This is a genomic window from Campylobacter sp. RM15925, assembly GCF_012978775.1.
In the GTDB taxonomy this organism is placed as follows: domain Bacteria; phylum Campylobacterota; class Campylobacteria; order Campylobacterales; family Campylobacteraceae; genus Campylobacter_A; species Campylobacter_A canis.
In genome coordinates, this window is sequence record NZ_LIWP01000001.1 from 58,971 (window position 1) to 80,308 (window position 21,338).

General features: G+C 38.5%; 24 protein-coding genes. 14 read left to right on the top strand and 10 right to left on the bottom strand.

Annotated features, from left to right (window positions below):
* Nucleotides 1–2 precede the first annotated feature (2 nt).
* The 4 genes from argS (at nt 3) to ypfJ (ending at nt 4,488) form a co-directional block, all read left to right on the top strand.
* Entirely contained in the window at nt 3–1,589 is a 1,587-nt protein-coding gene (gene argS / locus CDOM15925_RS00310) for an arginine--tRNA ligase (RefSeq protein WP_169939926.1), read from the top strand.
* 122 nt (nt 1,590–1,711) lie between these two features.
* Entirely contained in the window at nt 1,712–2,713 is a 1,002-nt protein-coding gene (locus CDOM15925_RS00315) for a YeiH family protein (protein ID WP_169939928.1), read from the top strand.
* 67 nt (nt 2,714–2,780) lie between these two features.
* Nucleotides 2,781–3,548, top strand: a complete 768-nt coding sequence (locus CDOM15925_RS00320; protein ID WP_169939930.1) for a tetratricopeptide repeat protein — start codon at nt 2,781–2,783, stop codon at nt 3,546–3,548.
* Between the two features lie 79 nt (nt 3,549–3,627).
* Complete coding sequence (ypfJ, locus tag CDOM15925_RS00325) at nt 3,628–4,488, top strand: KPN_02809 family neutral zinc metallopeptidase (protein WP_169939932.1); 861 nt, start codon at nt 3,628–3,630, stop codon at nt 4,486–4,488.
* Here ypfJ and CDOM15925_RS00330 read toward each other — a convergent pair.
* The 4 genes from CDOM15925_RS00330 to nadD form a co-directional block, all read right to left on the bottom strand.
* Entirely contained in the window at nt 4,485–4,952 is a 468-nt protein-coding gene (locus tag CDOM15925_RS00330) for a hypothetical protein (protein WP_169939934.1), read from the bottom strand. The genes ypfJ and CDOM15925_RS00330 overlap by 4 nt on opposite strands.
* Nucleotides 4,953–4,963: 11 nt before the next feature.
* On the bottom strand, nt 4,964–5,314 hold the full coding sequence (locus CDOM15925_RS00335) for a hypothetical protein (protein WP_169939936.1): 351 nt from the start codon (nt 5,312–5,314) through the stop codon (nt 4,964–4,966).
* A gap of 89 nt (nt 5,315–5,403) precedes the next feature.
* Entirely contained in the window at nt 5,404–5,730 is a 327-nt protein-coding gene (gene rsfS, locus CDOM15925_RS00340; RefSeq protein WP_169939945.1) for a ribosome silencing factor, read from the bottom strand.
* The gene (nadD, locus tag CDOM15925_RS00345) at nt 5,706–6,266 is read right to left on the bottom strand and encodes a nicotinate (nicotinamide) nucleotide adenylyltransferase (RefSeq protein ID WP_169939947.1); all 561 of its coding nucleotides are present in this window, start codon (nt 6,264–6,266) and stop codon (nt 5,706–5,708) included. Before nadD ends, rsfS begins: the two co-directional genes overlap by 25 nt.
* Before the next feature lie 155 nt (nt 6,267–6,421).
* Here nadD and gap point away from each other — a divergent pair, with 155 nt between their 5' ends.
* The 10 genes from gap (at nt 6,422) to CDOM15925_RS00395 (ending at nt 15,841) form a co-directional block, all read left to right on the top strand.
* A complete protein-coding gene (gap, locus tag CDOM15925_RS00350; RefSeq protein WP_169939949.1) occupies nt 6,422–7,420 on the top strand; it encodes a type I glyceraldehyde-3-phosphate dehydrogenase in 999 nt (332 codons plus the stop codon).
* Between the two features lie 2 nt (nt 7,421–7,422).
* Nucleotides 7,423–8,628 (top strand): phosphoglycerate kinase, encoded by a 1,206-nt coding sequence (locus tag CDOM15925_RS00355; RefSeq protein ID WP_169939951.1) that lies wholly within the window; start codon nt 7,423–7,425, stop codon nt 8,626–8,628.
* On the top strand, nt 8,625–9,311 hold the full coding sequence (locus tag CDOM15925_RS00360) for a triose-phosphate isomerase (protein WP_169939958.1): 687 nt from the start codon (nt 8,625–8,627) through the stop codon (nt 9,309–9,311). The genes CDOM15925_RS00355 and CDOM15925_RS00360 overlap by 4 nt, the downstream gene beginning before the upstream one ends.
* Before the next feature lie 139 nt (nt 9,312–9,450).
* On the top strand, nt 9,451–10,272 hold the full coding sequence (gene fabI / locus CDOM15925_RS00365; protein ID WP_169939960.1) for an enoyl-ACP reductase FabI: 822 nt from the start codon (nt 9,451–9,453) through the stop codon (nt 10,270–10,272).
* 264 nt (nt 10,273–10,536) lie between these two features.
* Nucleotides 10,537–11,568 carry an NADH:flavin oxidoreductase/NADH oxidase gene (locus tag CDOM15925_RS00370; protein WP_169939962.1) on the top strand — a complete coding sequence of 344 codons (1,032 nt, stop codon included), beginning with the start codon at nt 10,537–10,539 and terminating at the stop codon, nt 11,566–11,568.
* A gap of 155 nt (nt 11,569–11,723) precedes the next feature.
* Nucleotides 11,724–11,963: a FeoA family protein gene (locus CDOM15925_RS00375; protein WP_169939964.1), complete on the top strand. Its 240-nt coding sequence runs from the start codon at nt 11,724–11,726 to the stop codon at nt 11,961–11,963.
* A 7-nt stretch (nt 11,964–11,970) separates the two neighbouring features.
* Entirely contained in the window at nt 11,971–14,469 is a 2,499-nt protein-coding gene (gene feoB / locus CDOM15925_RS00380; protein WP_169939966.1) for a ferrous iron transport protein B, read from the top strand.
* 26 nt (nt 14,470–14,495) lie between these two features.
* Entirely contained in the window at nt 14,496–14,804 is a 309-nt protein-coding gene (locus tag CDOM15925_RS00385) for a hypothetical protein (RefSeq protein ID WP_169939968.1), read from the top strand.
* A gap of 25 nt (nt 14,805–14,829) precedes the next feature.
* Nucleotides 14,830–15,651, top strand: a complete 822-nt coding sequence (locus tag CDOM15925_RS00390) for a DUF4198 domain-containing protein (RefSeq protein WP_169939970.1) — start codon at nt 14,830–14,832, stop codon at nt 15,649–15,651.
* Nucleotides 15,652–15,703: 52 nt separating this feature from the next.
* Nucleotides 15,704–15,841: a FeoB-associated Cys-rich membrane protein gene (locus tag CDOM15925_RS00395; RefSeq protein WP_169939972.1), complete on the top strand. Its 138-nt coding sequence runs from the start codon at nt 15,704–15,706 to the stop codon at nt 15,839–15,841.
* 129 nt (nt 15,842–15,970) lie between these two features.
* On the opposite strand, the gene CDOM15925_RS00400 is transcribed toward CDOM15925_RS00395, so the two are convergent.
* From CDOM15925_RS00400 to CDOM15925_RS00425, 6 genes are all read right to left on the bottom strand, one after another.
* Complete coding sequence (locus CDOM15925_RS00400) at nt 15,971–18,190, bottom strand: tetratricopeptide repeat protein (protein WP_169939974.1); 2,220 nt, start codon at nt 18,188–18,190, stop codon at nt 15,971–15,973.
* Between the two features lies 1 nt (nt 18,191).
* On the bottom strand, nt 18,192–18,743 hold the full coding sequence (locus CDOM15925_RS00405) for a gamma-glutamylcyclotransferase (RefSeq protein WP_169939976.1): 552 nt from the start codon (nt 18,741–18,743) through the stop codon (nt 18,192–18,194).
* A 61-nt stretch (nt 18,744–18,804) separates the two neighbouring features.
* Nucleotides 18,805–19,641 carry an energy transducer TonB gene (locus tag CDOM15925_RS00410; protein ID WP_169939978.1) on the bottom strand — a complete coding sequence of 279 codons (837 nt, stop codon included), beginning with the start codon at nt 19,639–19,641 and terminating at the stop codon, nt 18,805–18,807.
* Nucleotides 19,607–19,987, bottom strand: a complete 381-nt coding sequence (gene exbD, locus CDOM15925_RS00415; RefSeq protein WP_169939980.1) for a TonB system transport protein ExbD — start codon at nt 19,985–19,987, stop codon at nt 19,607–19,609. Before exbD ends, CDOM15925_RS00410 begins: the two co-directional genes overlap by 35 nt.
* Nucleotides 19,974–20,402, bottom strand: a complete 429-nt coding sequence (gene exbB, locus CDOM15925_RS00420) for a TonB-system energizer ExbB (protein ID WP_169939982.1) — start codon at nt 20,400–20,402, stop codon at nt 19,974–19,976. The genes exbD and exbB overlap by 14 nt, the downstream gene beginning before the upstream one ends.
* Nucleotides 20,403–20,675: 273 nt before the next feature.
* Nucleotides 20,676–21,299 (bottom strand): tetratricopeptide repeat protein, encoded by a 624-nt coding sequence (locus CDOM15925_RS00425; RefSeq protein WP_169939984.1) that lies wholly within the window; start codon nt 21,297–21,299, stop codon nt 20,676–20,678.
* Between the last annotated feature and the right edge of the window lie 39 nt (nt 21,300–21,338).

Consider the following 21,338-nt stretch of genomic DNA (forward strand, 5'->3'; position numbering starts at 1 on the left):
GAGTGAAAAATTTAGTCATAGATGAGATAAAAAAATACATAAGTGATGATTTTGTATTAGAAAAGCCAAAAGACAAGAGTTTGGCGCATTATGCCACGCCTCTTGCTTTTTCTCTTGCAAAAGAGCTTAAGAAATCTCCAAAAATCATAGCCGAAGAGATCGTTTCTAAATTTAGCGGTAGCGAAATTCTTGAAGCAAGCACACTAAACGGATATATAAATTTTAAATTAAATAGCAAATTTTTAGATAGACTTGCCAGCGATAGCCTTGCAGATCCTCAAAATTTCGCAAAAGGCGGAGCGGATAGAGAAAAGATACTGATAGAGTATGTAAGTGCTAATCCAACAGGACCGCTTCATATCGGACATGTAAGAGGTGCCGTATTTGGCGATACATTAGCTCGCGTAGGAGCTTATATCAGCAAGGATATCACGACTGAGTACTATATAAACGACGCAGGCAACCAAATAGACCTGCTTGGAATTTCCATAAGTCTTAGGGCTCGCGAAGAGCTTTTTAAAGAAGAAGTAAATTATCCTGAAAAGTATTATAGGGGTGACTATATCTTAGATATCGCACGCGAAGCAAACGATAAATTCGGCAAAGAAATTTTTTATGATGAAAGTAGAAATTTAGAGCTTGCAGAGTTTGGCAAGGATATAGTGTTGGGTCTCATCAAACAAAATTTGGCTGAAGCAAAAATTTTTATAGATAATTGGGCTAGCGAGAGAAGTTATTATAACAAGCTTCAAACCACTCTTGAAAAGCTTAAAAAATGCGGCGGCATCTATGAGGATGAAGGTAAAATTTGGATAAGATCAAGCGAAGCGGGAGATGAAAAAGATCGTGTGATAGTTAGGGAAGATGGGCGCGAAACCTACCTTGCGGGCGACATAGTCTATCACAATGATAAATTTGAGCGCGGATATGACAGGTATATCAACATCTGGGGTGCCGATCATCACGGATATATCGCCAGAATGAAAGCCGCGATACACTTTTTAGGCTATGATGAAAGCAGGCTTGAGGTGCTGCTAACTCAGATGGTATCACTTCTTAAAAACGGCGAGCAGTTTAAGATGAGCAAGCGCTCGGGCAATGTGGTGCTTATGAGCGATGTAACTGCTGAGATAGGGTATGAAGCGCTTAGGTTTATGTTTTTAAGTAAGAAAAGCGACACGCATCTTGAATTTGATGTGGATGAACTAAAGCGAGAAGATAGCTCAAATCCGATTTTTTATATCAACTACGCTCATGCGCGCGTGAATCAAATTTTTGCAAAAGCGGATAAAAGTATAGACGACGTAAATAACATTGAGTTTAAGAGCTTGAATGATGACGCTAAGAATTTACTTTTTGAAGCCCTTTCTTTAAACGATGTGCTTGTAGATGCGTTTAACGCTCGTGCAATGCAGAAAATTTGCGACTATCTAAAATCGCTTGCCGCAAATTTTCATAAATTTTATAACGAAAACCGCGTTGTAGGAAGCCAAAATGAAGATGAGTTACTAAAACTCTTTGCAGTCGTAGCCCTCTCGATAAAAACCGCTTTAGCGCTTATGGGGATAAGCGCTAAGGATAGGATGTAAGTAGCTATTAGCCCGCAGAGTTATATAGTTTTACTGCGGGACTACTTTAACCGCTTAAAAATATTATCAAATTTCAAATTCAGCATATTTTGTTAAAATTCTTCCTTTTTTAAGGTTGCAATATGAATACAATGAAAATCAAAGCCGTTTTTTTGCTGCTTGGGTTAGCTATAGCGGCTTATTTTGCGTCAAATTTGGATTTTGTTAAGACGTTTCAGCTAAGTCCGCTTATTATAGCTATTTTGCTTGGTATGATTATCGGAAATAGCTTCAAATCGGCCGTTATGATACTTAAAGATAGCGGAATTTTAACCATAGCTACAAAGCAAATTTTAAGACTTGGTATCATACTTTTTGGATTTAGATTAACGCTTCAAGATATCTATGAGGTTGGATTTTTGGGTGTTTTGATAGCTTTTATAGTGGTTTTTTCGACATTTTTTTTAGGTATTTTTCTTGGGCGAGCTATGGGCATAGAGTCTAAAAGCGCTACGCTTATAAGTTCTGGCGCTTCTATTTGCGGAGCTGCGGCGGTTCTTGCAACTCAAAGCGTAGTCAAGGCAGATGGCGATCGCGTGGCGGTTGCGGTTAGTACGGTAGTGCTTTTTGGAACTATCGGGATGTTTGTCTATCCTATTTTATTTAGAAGTGAAATTTTAGGCTTTGATGCAGCGACTATGGGGCTTTTTACGGGTTCTACGCTTCACGAGGTCGCTCACGTGATAGGAGCAGCAGCCGGTATAGGCGAGAACGCAGGTGCAGGCGCTGTGATCATGAAGATGTTAAGAGTGCTTATGCTCGTTCCGTTTTTACTAATGCTTGGAATTTTTAGCTTTAGACAAAGCGGAGAAAAGGGCTCCGGTATAAAAAATTTCGTGCCTTATTTTGCGCTTTGGTTTTTGGCGACCGTTTTTGCGGGCTCTTTGCCTATTTTCCCAAAGCAAATTTTGCCTACTATAAACTTCATCGACACTATTTTGCTCTGTATCGCTATGGGTGCGCTTGGAACGACTATCAGAAAAGATGTGCTTTTAAATGCGGGCAAAAAGCCGTTTATTTTAGCCTTTTTGCTATTTATGTGGCTTTTTATAAGCGGATTTTTTATGGTTAAATTTTGGCTTTGATATAGTCGTTTATCTGTCATTTAGCAGCTGTTTTGTAAAATACTTAAATTCAAAACAAGGATGAAATTTGAGAAAAATAGCGCTATTTTTAATGCTTTGTCTAGCCTTATTTGCTTCACAAGATTATGCTAAACTTGAGAGAAAATGCGATAAAAACGATGCTAAAGCTTGTTTGAAGCTTGCTTTAAATTTAGAGATGAACGAAATAAACGAAGAGAGGATTTTAACGCTTCTTAAGAAGTCTTGCGCGCTTGACAATGCGCAGGGCTGTTCGTATGCGGGGGTTGTGTATTCTTTAAAATCAACACCCGATCATGCCAAAGCAAGCTTTTATATGCACAAGGCTTGCGATATGAATTTAGGCGACGGGTGCTGGAATTTGGGGTATTTGTACTCTTACGGGCTTGGCGTTAAGAAGGACGAAAACAGAGCTTTTGAGCTTTATGAGAGATCTTGCGAGCTACGATACGGTGTGGGATGCGAAGCCTTAGCACTTGCGTATAAAGATAAAAAAGACGAGGCTAATTATTTTAAATACCTAAATTTAGCTTGCCAAAACGGACATGTAGATAGCTGCTCAAACATAGGCTATATGTATGAGCGAGGAAGCGGTGCCCAGTTTAATCTGCTTGAAGCGATGAAATTTTACGATATGGCTTGCAAGGGCGAAGATCAGCTTGCTTGCTACGCGCTTGGGTATATCTACGAAAAAGGAGCCGAGGGTATAGTAGCCAAGCCTAAAGAGGCGCTAAGGCTTTATGAAAGAGCGTGCGAGCTTGGCGAGAAGCATTCTTGCGATGAGGCTAAAAGGCTAAAAGATAGCCGAATAAAATAATTTGTCGTAGCGATTTTGACTTGAAATTTTATATATTATCGCTACGAGATCTGTAAATTTAATAAAGTTGAGGTGATAAATGAGATGGCAAGGCAGAAGAAGAAGTTCAAATATCGAGGATAGAAGGACAAGCGGTGGCGGTGTATCCATGGGGGCTCTTTTGCCGCTTGTTAGGTTTTTGCTCGGTTCAAATATCGGGCGGGTTGTGCTTGCTATCGGTGTCGTGGCTTACTTCATGGGATTTAACCCGCTAGCCTTGCTTGAGCCAAGCGGAGCTTCCGTAAGCAAGAGCTTAAATGATCCAAATGAGAGTCAAAAGGTAGAATTTGTCTCTGCCGTTTTGGCTGAAACCGAGAGCGTGTGGAGTAAAATTTTTAGCGAGCATGGAGCAAGATACAAAGAGCCAAGTCTTGTTATTTTTAGAAATTCAGTTTCTAGCAAATGCGGTTTTGCAAGCTCACAAGTTGGTCCGTTTTATTGTCCTGCCGATGAGAAGGTCTATCTTGATCTTAGCTTTTTTGACGAACTTGCTAGCAAGCATAAGGCCGGCGGCGATTTTGCTCAGGCTTATGTCATAGCTCATGAAATAGGTCATCACGTCCAAAATATCACGGGCACGCTTGGCAAAATTCACAACCTAAAAGCAAAAAGCAAGGATTTAAGCAAGCAAAACGCGCTTCAGGTCAAAGTTGAACTTCAAGCGGATTGTTATGCCGGAATTTGGGCTCATTATATGCAAAAGTATCAAATTTTAGATGACGGCGATATAGAAGAGGCGCTAAATGCCGCAAGCGCAATAGGCGATGATACTCTTCAGAAAAAATACCAAGGGCACGTGGTTCCTGATTCGTTTACGCACGGAAGCTCAAAACAAAGAATGCAGTGGTTTAAGAAAGGCTTTGAAGGCGGCAAGTTAAGCTCTTGTTCGTTTGGGATTTAGTTTTCAAATGCGAACTTGCTTTTCTTTTCTTCGCAAGGCTCTTGGATAAGTAAATTTTTGATATTTGCAATCTCGCTTTCAAACTGCTTTTTATCGAATTTAAAGCTTATATCATAGATCCAGTCGCGTCTTTGTCTATTTTTAAAATCGCAAAGCATGACGCTATCTTCTTCAAATTTAAGCTTAGCTTCCAGATACCAGCACTCATACGTGCCGCACGGACAGCCTAGCAAGACTACTTTTTCATCTAAATTTGCGTTAAGGAATAGCCTTTGAAAGTCGTATTTATGAAGATAAGAGTATCCGCCTGCTAAATTTTCATATCCTTCTCTGTTGGCAAATGGAATTTCATAGTTTTTTATTGTTTCAAGAAGATGTTTTTTGTTGATTAGAATTGATACAACGTCATTTTGAACTCCTAAAGTAAAGTCAAATTTATCCAACTTAAACTCTATCGTGTCCATTTTATCTTACTTTATCTCCTGAATTTATTATCTCTGAAATAATACCAAAAAAATAAAGATATGAAGAAGAAAAACAAGATATTTGGGGTCAAAATTGATTTAGGAGGCAAAATAAAGACGAAATTTAGCTTGTCCCACTCATCAAGCTCTAAGACTTTTCTTGCTTGTGGCGTTATAATGTGAGAAGTTATTAAAATTCCAAGACAAAACAGATACTCTTTTAAATTCCTATTTTTGTTAAGCCAAATTTTAATGCAAATAATGATTGCGATAACGAGCAAGAAAACTCTTGCAAAGTAAAGCATATCAAGAAAAGATATCATGCTTTGCGTTTTGATAAAAAGAAAATCAAGCTTTTCCAAAATTCGCTTCTTTTATCTATTTTACTTGCACGGCGATCAGGCAAAAGCTAAATTTCAAAGCCGTGCAAGCTTGACAGAGCTAAATTTATCTACTCTCTTTGCTCTTTTAGCTTTGCTAAAAACTCTTCTATATTGTATTTTGCTCGGTGCTCAGGACTTAAAAGATGCACTAAGATATCGCCAAGATCGATTACGACCCAATCAGGAGAGCTTTCAATGCCCAAAAATTCTTCGCCAAAAGGCTTAAGTCCTATTTTAAGATCGTCCGTTAAAGCATAAGCGTGCCTTTCGCCCATCGTCGTTGCGATAACTACGAATTTAACGAAATAATCACGATCTCTCATATCAAAAACTTCTATCGCCTCAGCCTTTTTCTCATCCAGTATTTTTACTATTTTGTCGATTCTTTCTTGCATTTTAATCCTTGGTAAAATTTTATAACTTCATCTTTGATTTTTTCAGGCAGCCCCTCTTGCGCTAGATCTGCTCGTATCTGCGAAGAGGAGATATCAACGTGCATATTCATCTTGTGAAGTATCTTTGGAATTTCGATTTTATCGCGCTGGGCGATAACAAATTCCACTAGCTCTTTAAGCCTATCTATATCGTGCCATTTGTGTAAATTTTCAAGGTGATCAGCACCTATAAGCAGATAAAATTTCTTGATATCATAAATTTCATAAAGATGTAAAACACTCTCTATCGTGGGCACAGGGCGGTTTTGATCTATCTCGAATTTGCTTATCTCAACGCCTTTTAAATCACCCCAAATTTCACTGATCCACTTAAATCTAAGCTCGGGCGGAGCGGAAAATTCATTCTTAAAAGGGCTTATGTATGTAGGCATAATGATAAGTTTATCTATATCAAGACTCTTTAAAGCACTCTTTACTATCGTATCGTGCCCCAAATGCGGCGGATCAAAGCTTCCGCCGAAAAATGCCAACTTCATCTTGCGCCTTAACCTTGTAAATTTAAAAGCAAAGCTTATCAAAAATGAGGTAAAAACGAGTTGAAAGATGAGCCTTAAGCAAAAATTCCCGTGATAAAGCAGGGTTAAAGTTCTTTATGTGTAAAATTTTGCCAAATTTCTACTAAGGAACACATATGGTTAAAATTGCGATCAACGGTTTTGGAAGAATCGGAAGGTGTGCCGCTCGCATAATCTTACAGCGCGATGATGTGGAACTAGTCGCTATAAACGACACGGCAAAAAGAGATATGACAAGATATCTGCTTAAATACGACACCGTGCATGGGGAATTTAAGCAAGATGTAAAAGTGCTTAGTGATGATTATATCGAAGTAAACGGTAAAAAAATTAGAGTTTTTTCAACAAGAGACGCAAACGAGCTTGATTTTGCCGGTTGCGGGGCTGATGTGGTTCTTGAATGCACGGGAGCTTATCTAACTACCGAAAAATGCGAACCTTATCTTAAAAACGGCATTAAAAAAGTTATCATGAGCGCACCTGCTAAGGATGATACGCCTACATACGTTATAGGCGTAAATGAAAGCGAATACAAAGGTGAAGCCGTCATCTCAAACGCAAGCTGCACTACAAACTGCCTTGGACCTGTCGCAAAGGTGCTTGATGACGTATTTGGCATCAAAAAGGGTCTTATGACTACGATTCACGCCTACACCCACGGGCAAAGCTTGGTTGATGTAAAAGCAAAAGATTTTAGACGCTCTCGCGCTGCGGCTTTAAATATCGGACCTACTACGACCGGAGCCGCAAAAGCCATAAGTAAAGTACTTCCTCAGCTTAAAGGCAAGATGCACGGACAAAGCGTTAGGGTGCCTGTTGCTAACGTGTCTATGGTTGATTTAACCGTGGTTTTGGATAAAGAAGTAAGCGTAGAAGATGTAAATAACGCCTTTAGAAACGCTGCAAATGGCGCTATGAAAGGAATTTTGCTCGTAGATGACGATCAGAGAGTATCAAGCGACTTTATGACTTCAAGCTATAGCTCTATCGTTGCAAGCGATATTACGCAAGTTATTTGCGGTGACATGGTAAAGGTTATGGCTTGGTATGACAACGAGTGGGGCTACTCGGAGCGCCTTGTGGATATGGCTGTTCATGCTATGAAAAAGGCTTAAAGATGAGCGATATATTATCGATAAACGATCTTGAGCTTAACGGTAAAAAAGTCTTTATAAGGTGCGATTTTAACGTCCCTATGGATGAATTTTTAAACATAACCGACGATAGGAGAATTCGCTCCGCAATTCCTACCATAAGATACTGCCTTGATCACGGCTGCTCTATCGTTTTAGCAAGTCATCTCGGTCGCCCGAAAAGTGGCTTTGAAGAGAAATTTTCGCTTAAAAATGTAGCTAAAAGGCTTTCTCGCCTTCTTGATAGGGATGTGAAATTTGCAAGCGATGTGATCGGCGAAGACGCTAAAAGTAAGGCTGCAAATTTAAAAAGTGGCGAAATTTTGATGATTGAAAATTTGCGCTTTGAAAAAGGCGAAACTAAAAACGACCAGACTCTTGCCGGCGAGCTTGCAAAATTTGGCGAATTTTACGTAAATGACGCATTTGGCGTATGTCACAGAGCTCATGCTTCTGTTGAAGCGATAACTAAATTTTATGACGATAACCACAAAGCTGCGGGATTTTTACTGCAAAAAGAGATAAATTTCGCTCAAAATTTGATAAAACATCCTTCACGTCCGTTTGTAGCCGTTGTGGGCGGCTCAAAAGTAAGCGGCAAGCTTCAAGCGCTTCATAATCTACTTCCGCGTGTGGATAAGCTAATAATCGGCGGCGGAATGGCTTTTACTTTCTTAAAAGCTCTTGGCGAAAATATCGGAAATTCGCTTCTTGAAGAGGATCTCATAGAGGACGCAAAAGAAATTTTAAAAAAGGGAAAAGAGCTTGGAGTTAAAATTTACTTGCCTGTTGATGTGGTGGCGGCTCAGACATTTTCACAAGACAGTGCCGTCAAATACGTGCCTGCTCAAGAAATTCCAAGCGGCTGGATGGGGCTTGATATAGGACCTGCCTCAACGAGGCTTTTTAAAGAGGTATTAGCCGATGCTCAAACTATCTGGTGGAACGGTCCTATGGGTGTTTTTGAGATGGATAAATTTAGCAAGGGAAGTATCAAGATGAGTCACGCGATCGTCGAGACTCACGCCACTACTGTTGTAGGAGGCGGAGATACCGCCGATGTAGTCGAGCGTGCGGGCAATGCCGATGAGATGACCTTTATCTCAACAGGCGGCGGAGCTAGCCTTGAGCTAATCGAAGGCAAAGAGCTTCCTGGCATAAAACCTCTTAGAAAGGCGCGTGAATCGTGAAATTCGCAGCAAATTTAAAATGCAATCACACAAGGGCTAGCTTTAAGCAGTATGCTCAAATTTTAGATGAAAATTTGAGTGCAAATGACGATGTGATAGTATTTGCGCCATTTACGGCTTTTGAGGATGAAAAGCATAAATTTACTCTTGGTGCGCAAAATTTCTATCCGTGTGAAAACGGAGCATTTACGGGCGAGATCGGCAAGGCGATGCTTGATGAATTTGGCATTAATTGCGTTCTCATCGGGCACTCTGAAAGGCGCGAGGTGCTTGGTGAGTGCGAAGAGATGCTAAAAGCGAAATTTGAATTTGCGGTAAAAAACGGCTGGCATATAGTTTATTGCATAGGCGAGAGCCTAGAGATAAACGAGGCGGGCGGCACAAAGGAATTTTTAAAAAAACAGCTTGAAAATATCGATTTAGGCTACTTAAATTTGACTATAGCTTACGAGCCGATCTGGGCTATAGGTACTGGCAAGAGCGCTACAAACGAGCAGATAGCTGAAATTTTAGATTTCTTATCTACTTTAACTACTGCGCCTTTGCTTTATGGCGGAAGCGTAAATGCTAAAAATATCGCCGAGATCGCACAAATAAAAAGTTGCAAAGGGGTTTTGGTAGGTACTGCAAGCTGGGATGCACATAATTTTTTAAATTTAATAAAAGCTTCATCTCGCGAGTAAATTTGAATGATTTTGCCGAAATTTAAAACCGTAGTATATACGCTAAATTTAGCTTTAAAAGATTCAAATTTATTTCGTGATGATTATAACTTGTTGGATAATGTTAAATTTTATAATTTAAATTTTTAAGGAGAACATAATGATAATGAAGGGCAAAAAAGGTCTTATAGTAGGCGTTGCAAACGCTAAATCAATCGCTCACGGAATCGCTGAAGCGTGTCACGCTCAAGGTGCGCAGCTTGCATTTACATATCTAAACGACGCTCTTAAAAAGCGCGTTGAACCGATCGCAGAAGAGCTTGGAAGCAAATTTGTCTATGAGCTTGACGTAAATAACGAGGAGCATTTAAATGGCTTAGCCCAGAAGATAAGAGCCGATCTTGGCGAGATAGATTTCGTCGTTCATGCCGTGGCTTTTGCTCCAAGAGAGGCGCTTGAGGGCGAGTTTATAAATACGAGTAAAGAGGCGTTTGATATCGCTATGGGAACTTCGGTTTATTCGCTTTTAAGTCTTACAAGAGCGGTTATGCCTGTGCTTAAAGAAGGCGGCGCAGTGCTTACTCTAACCTATCTTGGCGGACCTAAATTCGTACCTCACTACAACGTAATGGGTGTAGCAAAAGCTGCGCTTGAAAGCTCGGTAAGATACTTGGCGCATGATTTAGGGGCTAAAAATATCCGCGTAAACGCTATCAGTGCAGGACCTATCAAAACGTTAGCAGCAAGCGGTATAGGCGACTTTAAGATGATACTTAAATACAACGAATGCAACGCTCCGCTAAAGCGCAACGTTTCAACCGAAGATGTCGGCAAGAGTGCTATGTATCTGCTAAGCGACCTTGCAAGCGGCGTTACCGGAGAGATTCACTATGTGGATTGCGGATACAATATAATGGGCATGAGCGATATCGCAAAAGACGAAGAGGGAAATACTATCTTAGCTTGGGATGCACATAAATAAAACTACCGGATAAAGCCTTTTGCAGGCTTTATCTTAAATTTATAAAGCTAACCCAACTTTGCTTTCATAAAATAAAACTTCGCCACTCTTATCTTTTTTAATATTTAATTTGATTTTAGATTATTTTATAAATTTGCCGCTTATTTTTGAAATTTGATTAAAAATATTAAAGAAATTTCAGTTGTATTTGCATAAAGTATTTTTAAGTTTATATGAAATTTAGTCCAAATGAGTAAAATTAATAAAAATTTTTAAGGAAAAATGATGAGTGATTTACCGCTTTTATTTACGACGTTTAAGATCGGTGATGTAGAGATAAAAAATCGCATAGTTATGCCGCCTATGTGCATGTATAAGGCAAAAGATGATAACGGAATGCCAAGGTGTTTTCACAAGCTTCACTATGCGGCGCGTTCGCTTGGCGGAGTAGGGCTTATCATCGTTGAGGCGACTGCTGTTGAACCAAGAGGAAGGATCACGCATAATGACCTTGGTCTGTGGAGCGATGAGCAGATAGAAGATCACGCAAAACTTGTTAAAGAGTGCGTCAAATACGGATCTAAAATGGCTATCCAGCTAGCTCACGCAGGCAGAAAGAGCGAGTGTAATAGCGAGCCGATCGCTCCAAGCGCGATTAAATTTAGCGATAGATATAAAACTCCACAAGAGATGAGTTTGGATGATGTAAATTTGATTAAGACTAAATTCGTAGAAGCTGCCGCTAGAGCGCAAGAAGCGGGATATGAGATCATCGAAATTCACGCTGCGCATGGATATCTCATAAGTGAATTCCTATCGCCAAATATCAATAAAAGAAGTGATGATTACGGCGGAAGCTTTGAAAACCGTACAAGGCTTTTAAGGGAAATTTTAACCGAAGTAAAAGCGGCTGTGAGTATCCCGGTAGGAGTTAGGATAAGCGCACATAGCTTCGTAAATGGCGACTGGAGCACGGAAGATAGCGTTACTTTGGCGCGCGAGCTTGAAAATTTAGGAGCGGCGTTTATACATGTTTCTTCAGGCGGGTTTTTTGAAAAAGTTGATTTTATGCCTCGCCTTGTGCCGTTATATCAGTGCTCTTATTCAAAAGCCATTAAAAAAGCTGTAAATATACCTGTCATAGCCGTTGGACTCATAACTACCGCCAGTGAAGGCGAAGCCTTGCTTCTTGGCGAGGTTTGCGACGCAGTGGCTTACGGAAGAGAACTGCTTAGAAATCCGAATTTTCCGCAGCTTGCAATGAGCGAGCTAGGTGTAACAGACCTCATAGAAAAGCCTTATAAAAGAGCATTTTGATAAATTTATCCGCTTGCATAGTTTAAGCGGATAAAATATATCTAATACTTAAGATACTTTTTAAAATTTTTAATAATAGAAATTATCATTTTAATTTACTTAAAGGCTAAATGCAATATAATAACGAAATCGGTTATTATATTTAAGGATACTTGATGAACCTTAGTCTTATAAGTTCAGGCAAAAAATGCAAAATAACAAAGTTAAATGCTACGGGAAAGCTACTGCAAAAGCTCTTAGATATGGGATTTGTAATTGGCGCTACTATAGAAGTCATAAGAGAAGCGCCGCTTTATGATCCTGTAGAGCTTAAAATTCACAATTACTTAATATCGCTTAGAAAAAGCGAAGCGGAGCTTATCGAAGTCGAAGAGCTCCTAAAAGAAAGCGCATAGGTGTAACATGGAGATAAAAGTAGCTTTAGCAGGGCAGCCAAACTGCGGAAAATCGACTATATTTAATATGCTAAGCGGCATCCATCAGCATATCGCAAACTATCCGGGCGTAACGGTAGATAAAAAATCGGGCTTTTTTAGCGTCGGTGATCTTGATATAGAGATGATAGATCTTCCCGGAACTTACTCTTTTAGCTCTTATTCGCTTGAAGAGAAGGTAGCTAAAGAGGTTATCATCAATGAAAATCCCGATGTGATTTTAAACATAATAGACTCTTCGAATTTAAAAAGAAATTTATATCTTACTTTTCAGCTTTTAGAGATAGGCGTGCCTGTCGTGCTTGTGCTAAATATGCATGATGTGGCCAAAAGGCGCGGTATTATTATCGATCATAAGAAAATGAGCGAGCTCTTAAGATGTCCGGTAATATGCGCAAGCGCTTCAAAGGGTGAAGGCAAAGAGGAAATTTTTGAAGCTCTTAGAAATGTCCAGAAGCTTAAAGAGAACTATGAAGAGTTTAAAATCAACTACGACGAGCTTGAAATTTACATATCCGAGCTTGACAGCAGCCTTAAATTTACTGATAAAAATATAAGCAAAAGATGGCTTTGCATAAAAGCTTTGGAAAAAGATCAAACTATCATCGATTTGATCAAGCCTGAAAACCCAAATGTAAACGATATTGTCGATAGCGGGCGAACCAAATTTCATGATACTTTTGATAAAGATATCGAGAGCTTTTTGGCTTCGTTTAGATATGAAAGTGCCGATATTATCTTTCATAAATGCGTAGAAGAGACTAAAAAAGGCGAAGTTACTCTAACCGATAAAGCAGATAGGGTAGTCTTAAACAGATGGCTTAGTTTCCCTATTTTACTTGCGATTATTTTTATAATTTATGAAAGCAGCATTGTATTTGGTTATAAGCTAACGGACTATACATGGCCTGTTTTTGCGGCGATTAAAAATTTCGTTACAGATATTACGCCAGAAGCGAATATAGCTCAAATTCCTATGATCACCGATCTTGCCAATTGGCTTGTAAATTCAGCCGTTGCGCTACTTAACTATTTGCCTATATTTTTCATACTTTTTGCCATGATAGCCATACTTGAAGACGTCGGCTACATGCCTAGGATGGCGTTTATACTTGATAAACTTTTTAGAAAATTTGGACTTCACGGGCAGAGCACTCTACCTCTTGTACTTGGGGGTGCATTTGTAGGCGGTTGTGCTGTGCCGGGAGTCATGTCGACAAAGGGCATCGCAGACGATAGGGCAAGGATGGCCACTATTTTAACCGTTCCGCTTATGAACTGTCTTGCTAAAGTGCCTTTTTATACGCTTTTACTCGGTGCGTTTTTCCCGACACAGATGAGTATAATGCTTTTTTATATCTCTACGGTTACCGTTTTAGCCGCACTTGTGATAGCGAAATTTTTAACTTCAACCATACTTAAAACTCGTGAAACGGCACCTTTTGTTATGGAGCTGCCACCTTATCATTTGCCTACATTTAAGGGCGTGATATTAAGATCTATTGAAAGAGTTTGGATATATATCAAAAAGGTTTGTACTATCGTTATAGCAGTTGCTATCGTGCTTTTTGCGCTTTTGCAGTTTCCGGGAATTTCAAAAGAAAGACAAGAACACTATGCGCAAGAAGAGGCGAAAATTTTAGTAGCATTTGATAAAGTGGCTAAGAAAACCGCTTATTATGAGCTTATCGACAGTAGAGATGAGGTTGCTGCGCTTTTAAATTTTTATGACGGCTATAGGGCTAAAAAGATGGGTGGAAGCAAGGATGTCGATGAGAAATATGAGGCCAAAAATGCCGAATTTTATAAATTCTTGCGAGTTCCAAAGGATGATAAAGAAGCAAAATCTATAAATACCGCTCTTAGAAAGCTCTCAACCGCTAGAAATAAAATTTTACGAGATCAAAAAAACGATAAGATAGAAAATTCTCTTCTTGGTATGGCGGGACGCGCACTTGAGCCTATATCGCAGTTTGCGGGATTTGACTGGAAGATAAACGTAGCGTTTTTAAGCTCTTTTGCCGCTAGAGAATCAGCCGTAGCTACTCTTGGAAGCATCTATGAGACAGGCAAAGATGATGCTTCCGTAGCTCAGCCTGAGGTGATTGTCCCGCTAAGTAGCGATAAAGAGTTAAGACCTGAAGAGAAGATGGCTAAAAATAGCGGCTATACGCCTTTGCACGCGGCTTCTATCATTATCTTTATGTTGCTTACTCCGCCTTGTATCGCTACGATGATCGTTGTTAAGATGCAGACGAACAGCTACTTTTGGATGTGTTTTGGGATATTCTTCCCGTTTGCGCTTGCACTTGTTGTTTCATCGCTATTTTTTAGTATTTCGCAAGCGTTTGGACTAAGCGGACTTGCGGCTATGAGTATATATTATTTTATAATGCTCTTGGCGGTTTTGGTGCTTTGGTTTGTTCCTGAAAAACGTATAAACTGGAGCGGAGGAATTAAAAAATGATAAATTTAATAACCAAAGGAGAAGAAATGAAAAAATTACTATTTTCATCATTTGTAGTTGCTCTTATGAGCTCATCTGCTTTTGCTCATACTGCTCTTATGAGTTGCTTTGACAACGGAGATGATACCGTTACTTGCGAAGGCGGCTTTAGCGACGGATCAAGCGCAAGCGGTGTGCAATTTACCGTTATTCAAAACGGCAAAGTCATCATAGAGGGCAAATTCGATAAAGACAGCAGCTTCACGTTTAAAAAGCCTGAGGGCGAATACGAGGCTAAATTCTTTGCCGGAGAAGGGCACGAAGTAATTGTAAAATCAAAAGATATAGCACAATAATTTCAATTTCACAAAAAGGATAGATATGTTTAAAAAAGTTATCGTTTCAGCTGCGGTAGCGGGCGCTTTAGCTACTTCTGCATTTGCTCATTTTCAAATGCTTTACACTCCGGAATCTGCACTAAATAAAGGCGGCACTATACCTCTAAAAATAGTTTTCACTCACCCGTTTGCTGATGAGCACACTATGGATATGGGTCTTCAAGAGGATAAAAGCAGAGAAAAAGTCGTTGATTTTTTCGTAGTTCATAAAGAGAAAAAGACAGATATGCTAGCTACTTTAAAAGAGATGAAATTTAAAGGTAGCCACAACGCGGGCATGGGATATGACTCTGAATATAAAGCAAGAGGTCTTGGCGATCACGTGTTTGCACTAACTCCTGCGCCTTACTATGAAGCAAACGAGGAAGCATATATTCAACAAATTACAAAGATGATCGTAAACGTAGGCGGCGCTCCGACTGATTGGGATGCCGAGCTAGGACTAAAAGCAGAGATCGTGCCTTTAACTAAACCTTACTCAATCTGGGCGGGAAGCACATTTACGGGTATCGTTAAATCGGAAGGTAAGCCGGTTCCGTTTGCGGAAATCGAGGTTGAGTACGTTAACCACGCTATTGACATGAAGAAAAACATGACAAATCCAAAAGGCAAATTTGAAGCTCCGCAAGATAGCTTTGTAACGCTTACTATTAAGGCTAACGAAAGAGGTGAATTTACATTCGGTATACCAAAAGCAGGTTGGTGGGGATTTGCAGCGCTTGGCGTAGGTCCTGACAAAGAGTATAAAGGCAAAGAGCTAGGCCAAGACGCAGTTATCTGGGTTCAAGCAAAAGATATGAAATAATTAAAATTTGAGCAAGAGTAAAGCCTCTTGCTCAAATTTACAAGGATATAAAATGAGCGGATTAGAAGCGGGTTTTCTGATAGTTATCGCACTTGCGGCGGGATATTTTGTTTACGTAAAAGAATTTAAGCAAAAAGACTGCGGATGCGGCAACAAGGGAAATTGTCACAAAAAACAACAGCGCGGGTAGCTAAAGGAAATTTTAGCTACTCCTTATTTTAATGTTTGAATTCTCAAAACAGCCACAATAAATCACTATCAAAGAATTTTGCCTAGTAAATTTATTAAAATTTCTTGCTATCTCACAAATTTCGACAAACTAACTTTCTAAAAATTCAAGTTTTTCTATAGCGTTGTTTTTTCTAAATTCAAAATATATTCTCTTGATTTGAGCAAGTTCGTCAGCACTTATGTGTCCGCAGCTCTCTTGCAGTCTTGTTTTGATACGCGAAGTATCAAGAGCTAAAAGAGATGAAGCAATGAAATTTTCAACCAGTACTATCCCAAGCCTTTTAACCGAGTTCGTTTCGTCTAAAATTTCAAGCGCCCTAGTTGCTAAATTTAGTGTTTCTTGGTATAAATCTTCATTGGGATCAATTAAAATTTTATAAAGCATATTTAGCGAAAGATTGTGCAAAGATATGGCAAGCTCATCCCTATCGCCTACTGATTGCTTCAGGCTTAACCCGATTTTGCCGAATTTTATAGCGGTGTCAATGCTTGTTATATCGCTAAAATTTTGTGATATAAATTTGAGTCTATAAGAGATAGCCATATTTACAAAGCTTGCTCCGTATTCAAACGCACCTAAAGCCGGCACAAATAAGCATTTTTTATAAAATTTGATAGCCTCGTCGAAGTCATTTTCCCATTCGTATAAATTTGCTTTGATGTTATAAAAGTGCCATAACCAAAGAGGCTCATTGTCTTCGCTATGCGAAAACAGCATTTTTTCGAGCTTGCCTAAGATATCTTTAGCCTCATCTTTTAGCGCTTCGTCTCTTTGTGAGATTATTATCCAAGCTGCTTTTCTTTGGTAGTATCTTACCTCTATATCGGACGGCTTTGCTCCTAAATTTAGCTCTTTTGGGAAATTTTCGTATGCCTCTTTCAGCTTTCCTGCTCGCTCATAAAGCGAGCTGATGTTTAGAGCGTATCTGTTTGGATTGATCTCGTAAAGGTATCTATTGAGCAAGATAGCCTCGCTAAATTGCCCGTTTCGTTTAAATAAAAATACCAAATCATCAAGCGCACTTAAGCTAAGCTTTCTGTAGATCGAGCCGTTTGAGCCCTCAAAGCTTTCTATGTCGTTTGTGTCAAACATCTTGCCAGCTATCTCAAACCAGTAGCTGTTTATAAGCTCGTAATGCTGCTTTTCTTTTACTTTTTTTATAAATTTTTCTAAAATTTTTACACTTCTTTTGTGATCAAGCACGAGGTCTTTGGTGTAATGATAAAGTATCAAAAGAGATAGCGGATTGTCAAAAATATCGGTGCAGTGCTCTATGTGGTTTCTTAGGTATTGCGCTAGTTCACGCTCTTCCGTTTTAAGGTCATCATATCTTACACAAGGAGTGAAAAATATCTGAAGAGATCTTTGCTGTGCTAAAAATCCAAAATCCTTAAAGCTTCTTGTTATGAAATTTTGAAATCCAAATATTAGTTTTGAGCTGTTCTCTGCTTGTTTATCTTCAAAGAAATTCTTCCCGCAATATTCAAAAAGCTCAAGCGAGATATAGGTCTTTTGGCTGGGTTTTTTGGTTATAAATGTCGAACAAAGCCTCATCAAATCATAAAATTTACTTTCTCTATGGGAGAACATAAATCTAAAATCAAATTTGTCTTTAGAGTCAAAATTTGCCTCGTTTTCATGAATTTGAATCTCTTTTACGCCAAGTTGGGTTAAAATTCTCTTGATATCGGCTACTTTGTCACTTCTAATATAAAAATTTACATTTTCAAAACGCTTTAAAATCTCTTTTGCAAATACTTTCCAAAGCCACTCGTCGCTTCTTTTTAAATCAAAGTTGTAAAGATGAATTTGCGTTTCGGGGCTAAAATTTAAAAGCGTGAGCTTTAGCTTTTTGGCTCTTCTTGAGTCGGTGTTTAACCATGAGTTTATGATGTTTTTGATGCTGTTTCCTTCGGTGTCAAAGGCTTGAGGAAGTAGGAGCAATCCAAGAAATAAAATAATTACAAAGATAAGAGATATCATCTCTGTGTTGCTAAATTTTAAAGGAGTTTCAAATATGAGTTTTTTAAAGAAATCTTCATAAATACTAACAGCTAAAAGTGATAAAAGTATGAAAAATACCGCCGCGATAGAGATAAATTTAGAGATTATTCTTTTTATAAAAAGCGCTGAAAATAGCTTTTTCTTTCTGTTTAAAGACGCTATATCTAGGATAAATTTATCAAGGCTATCGTCTTTGCAAAATGTTATGTAAAGCCCGCTTTTATCTTTAAATACTGAGCTTTCATCTACGCTTTTTCTCTTAGAACTTTGCAAATTTAGGGTATGAATTTTGATATTTTGCATATCAGATGCCTTTTGCCGCTTTGTTTTGCAAACTATCAGTAAATGTGTATTCTCCATCTTTTAGTTCAAACGGAAAATCTTTTAAAATTTCGGCGAAATTCCGCTTAAATTCATCGCCGTAATTATCTAGCGCATCTTTTATTATGTTTATATATTTTATCGGTATAAAGCTATTTTTATCGCCTTTATGAGCTATAAATTTATCGTTTGTCGTTATAAAAGCCATGAGCTCCGCATTAAAATTTTCATCTAAAATTTGCTCTTTATTTATGCAAATTTGACTGTAGTTTTTCTCTCTTAGCTTTAGCTCTTCAAACTCGTCATGTTTAACCTTTATAGCCACTCCCCAAATTTCCCTATTTTTGTCCGCTTTGATATTTAAAAACACACCTTTTACCTGCTCTTTATCAAAATTTATATGCGAAACCGCGTTCCAAACACGCCTGTAGCCTTTTATTTTAATAGGGATTAGATCATCTTGCGTTAGTATTCTCGTAAAACTTTTTTGTGCGCTTTTTAAATTTATTAGCGAGCCAAAGCCAAATATATACATAATAAAGCCTTTTAATTTAATGGCTTTATTATGGCATTTTTGTTATTTAAGGCAGATAAATTTATATAAGCTTATATGCCATTGGGATTTTGATAAGATAGTCTTTTTCAAGGATTGGAAATTCTTTTGAAGCCTTTTTAATCGCCTCCATTGCCGCTTCGTCAAGACTATCAAATCCTGAGCTTTTGATCACTTTTACGTCGCTTACCGTGCCGTTTGTTTTGAAGAAAAAACTTACTTCCACGACTCCTTGATGTCTCATCTTAGTAGCTCTTTTAGGGTATTTTTGGTGTTTTTTGATAGCGCTTTGCATCTTGGCAAATCTCTCATCGCCCGCAGATGTTGCAAAGCTAAATTCGCCTACGGTTTGAGTGGTGACGGGGCTTGCTTTTTGGGTTGTAGTGGTAGCTACGGGTGCTGGAGTTGAGGGTTGCGCTACTTCTTTAGGTGTAGCAGGCTCTACTGCAGCCGTAACTACAGGCTCGGCAGGTATAGGCTCAACAGGTTTTTCCACTTTTTTTGCTACTTTTTTGGGCTTTGGCTTAGGTTTTGGTTTTTCAACCGGTTTTGGCTCTACTTTTTTAACGGGCTCAGGCACCACTACAGGCTGTGGCACTATAATCGGCTCAGGGATTATCACGGGCTCGGGAGGCTGAGGAGTTACTATGGGCTCGGGCAGGCTTTGTACGGGTGCAGGTTCTGGTGCAGGAGGAAGAGGCGCTGCCGGAGGCTTGAATGATTGTAAGCTTATTTTTATGCTTTCTTCCATGCTAGGTTTGATTTGCGTTGGAAGATTGATGAAGGCGACTATTAAAATCGCGTGAAATAGCGCAGATCCTGCAAGTCCGCTCAGGGTTGATTTTTTATTCAGTGAGAGTTGTGATGGCGAAATTTTCATGATTTTTCTCTTTTAAGATATCAATAACCTTTACAAACATCTCAAATTTACTGTCCTTGTCGCTTTTTAACTCAATCAAAGTCTTTGTGTCGATGTCGCTCAATCTCTCTTTTAAATTCTCTTCGGCGATCTTTTTGTCATCAACGAAAAATTCATTGTCTTTATTGATAATAACGGCTATTTTATTATCCTCTTGTTCTGTCTTCGCGCTTTCGCTACTAGGTAAATCAATAGGTATGTTTCCTTGTGCGATGAACGTAGAAACGCTTAGCACTATGGCTAATAGTACAAGCATGATATCTATCAGAGGAATTACGTTTAAGCCCTCTTTTTTAGGCATTCTCATATTTTGCCTTATAGCGATTGATTAAAACTTCTACTTTTCTCATAAAGCCGTTATAAAGCATAAGCGTAGGGATAGCCACTATAAGCCCAAGAGCCGTAGCCTTAAGGGCTAAAGATAGTCCGACCATGATGCTTTTGGTATCAATTCCTCCGCTCATACCCATATCGTAAAACGTGATCATAATACCTGCAACAGTGCCTAAAAGACCTATATATGGAGCGTTTGAATAGACTATGTAAAGCGTTGTGAGGTTTTTTGTAAGAGCCTCTTCAAATTCTTCAACTTTTTTATAGTTCTCAAGTTTGACATTGGCATAAAATATTATACGTTCGATAGTAAACCAAACAACTAAAAAGCTCATAAAACCTAAAATAGCTATGATGATGTAATCCACATTCGCTTTTAAAAATTCCATTTAACACCTTATTTGAAAAAATAGAAAAGCATTATATCAATTACGATATTTATTGTCAATTATATATCGTAATATAGGCGATTTGTTTAAAATAAATATCATTTTTAGCATAAACTAAAAATATTGAATTTTAGTTTATATTATTTTTTATATTTTTAAAATGATTGATTTTAAGTAGTAGTTTATATAAAGTATAATTAAAAATAGTTAAATGAAATTTTAAATTAAAAATTTTTTAGGAGTAAAAGAGGGGATAGTAACCCTCTTTTATTTTTATCTTCCTTGAATTCTCTTCATATTATCACATCCTGAAACCTCGCCGCTAAAGCAGGATGATTTATAAATTTGAAGAGCTTTATACTCATCTTTTTGAGTTCCAAGACCAAGCTCGTATAAAATTCCCATATTTGTGCAAGAAGGCATATCTCCAAGCGTGCAACCTCTTGAGTATGCGTCAAAAGCCATTGCAAAATCTGATTCTTTGCCGTCATTTGAACGGTAATATTCGCCCAAGTAGTAGCACGAGTCAGCTCCTTGATTTACGCATGAATTTTTATAAATTTCAAGTGCCTTTTGAGTGTCTTTTTTAAGTCCGATTTGATCGCCGTACATATACATATTGGCTAAATTTGTGCAAGCTTTTTGATATCCGCTTTTGCAAGTTCTTTCATAGATGTTAAATGCGGTTTTATGATCTTGCAAATTTTGATAGCTTAATGCCAAGTCGTTGCATGCCGAGAAATTTCCGCTATCGCATTTTGGTTTTAGTATAGCAAGCGCTCTGGTGTTAAAGTCCGTATCGACTGATGTGTTTTTTATACTTGGAGCACTAGGTGTAGATGACGAAGCGCATCCTGCAAGAAATAAAGCAGCTAAAAACATTAGCAATTTTTTCATTTGATTATCCTTTGTTTATTAAAATTTATCTGTATAAAT